Origin of the sequence: Psychrobacter sp. AOP5-GZ1-6 (assembly GCF_052376345.1) — a bacterium.
GTDB lineage: Bacteria > Pseudomonadota > Gammaproteobacteria > Pseudomonadales > Moraxellaceae > Psychrobacter.
Genome location: NZ_JBQSVP010000258.1, coordinates 1 through 1491, shown reverse-complemented (window position 1 = coordinate 1491; position 1491 = coordinate 1). Strand labels below are relative to the sequence as shown.

The 1491-nt window shown below is 42.0% G+C and carries 1 protein-coding gene and 1 pseudogene; one reads left to right on the top strand and one right to left on the bottom strand.

Annotated features, from left to right (window positions below; translation table 11 throughout):
• Positions 1 to 79: 79 nt before the first annotated feature.
• A pseudogene (locus tag ACT3RN_RS15570) lies at positions 80 to 850 on the top strand (IS256 family transposase); the annotation flags it as partial.
• 251 nt (positions 851 to 1101) lie between these two features.
• Here the strand turns inward: ACT3RN_RS15570 and ACT3RN_RS15565 are convergent.
• Complete coding sequence (locus ACT3RN_RS15565; protein ID WP_192529393.1) at positions 1102 to 1368, bottom strand: hypothetical protein; 267 nt, start codon at positions 1366 to 1368, stop codon at positions 1102 to 1104.
• Positions 1369 to 1491: the final 123 nt, after the last annotated feature.

Genomic DNA, 1491 nt, shown 5'->3' with positions numbered 1-1491 from the left:
ATCTTTGGCGCTATGGCTTTGATGGCTGACCAGGTGGATGGGTAATCGTCTTTAGCTTCAATTAGCATACGGACGGCGCACTCTTTCATTTCAGGGGTATAGTTTCGTGTTTTCATTGTCGTATTCTCTTGGAGCGTTGAGTCTCCGACAATACCGGGGCGGTTCACAGATTATCAACAAAGCCATTTACTTAGCGCTAGGTGTTGCTCTTGATGGTAAAAAAGAGCTGCTTGGTATGTGGCTATCAGAGAATGAAGGCGCTAAGTTCTGGCTAGGCGTTCTCACTGAATTGCAGAACCGTGGGGTGCAAGACATCTTAATCGCCTGTGTCGATGGCTTAAAGGGCTTCCCCGATGCCATCAACACGGTTTACCCCAACGCTCAGGTTCAGCTGTGTATCGTGCATATGGTGCGCTATTCAATGAAGTTCGTACCGTGGACGGACAAAAAGGCCGTAGCGGCTGATTTAAAAGCCATCTACGGCGCTGATACGCTTGAGATAGCAGAGGCCAATCTTGAGCACTTTGATGAGGTGTGGGGCGAGAAATACCCGCACGTGGTCAAGTCTTGGCGCAATAACTGGGAGGGCTTAACGGTGTTCTTTGAGTACCCGAAAGACATCAGAAAAGCGATTTATACCACCAATGCGATTGAGTCGCTAAACAGTGTGATTCGTACAGCGGTAAATAAGCGTAAGGTGTTCCCGTCTGATCAGGCGGCATTCAAAGTGGTGTACTTAGCCACCCAGCAGGCATCCAAAAAGTGGTCGATGCCGATTCGTAACTGGACGTCTGCTTTGAATCGCTTTATGATTATGTTTGATGATCGTATAAGCAGGCATTTAATCTAAATGGCAGTTACACAGAATCTGGGATGGGCTCCCTACTTCTTATATAGCAATTCTTAATTACGAGTCTTTCCTGGAGACTATATGGCCATTAAGGTTGTAGCTAATCTAAAAGAGCCTTAATACGTTAATATATTAAGCAGTTTAGTATTAATAATCACTGAAAATATCTTAAATGACTTTACTCCTAGGCATAAACGACTACTGTAAAGCTTCTTTGCTATCATTAATATCTCTATATTCTTTTACATCGATTATCGCTTAGATCTTTTCGTAATACTTTCAAGTAATTCATCGTGCGCTTTGTCCATGGCTTCTTCAGACTCATAGCCTCCATCTATTACCATTTGGGCTTTGTCCTTCTTGTATTTCTCAGCTGCTCTTGCTCTACTTAGAGTTGAAGCTTTAAGCATCTCATCCGCTGAGTTTTCAAGCGCTTTACTAGCGTCTGCTGCGAACTTAGCAGTTCCATTAAGCAAAATACCTATCCCTTTAAAAAAATTCACTATTAATCTAAACATCGGTTAAATCCTATTGTTAATTAGAGCAACAACTCAATTGCTATAAATAAAATATGCAAGCTTCACATAAGGTATATCAAGCATATCCACCTTACTCAATTTCATAAAGTTTTAGCTTTTTAT

What these genes read in the sequence shown, in the direction of transcription:
- ACT3RN_RS15565 (WP_192529393.1), bottom strand. Translation starts at nt 1,368, where the DNA reads ATGTTTAGATTAATAGTGAATTTTTTTAAAGGGATAGGTATTTTGCTT.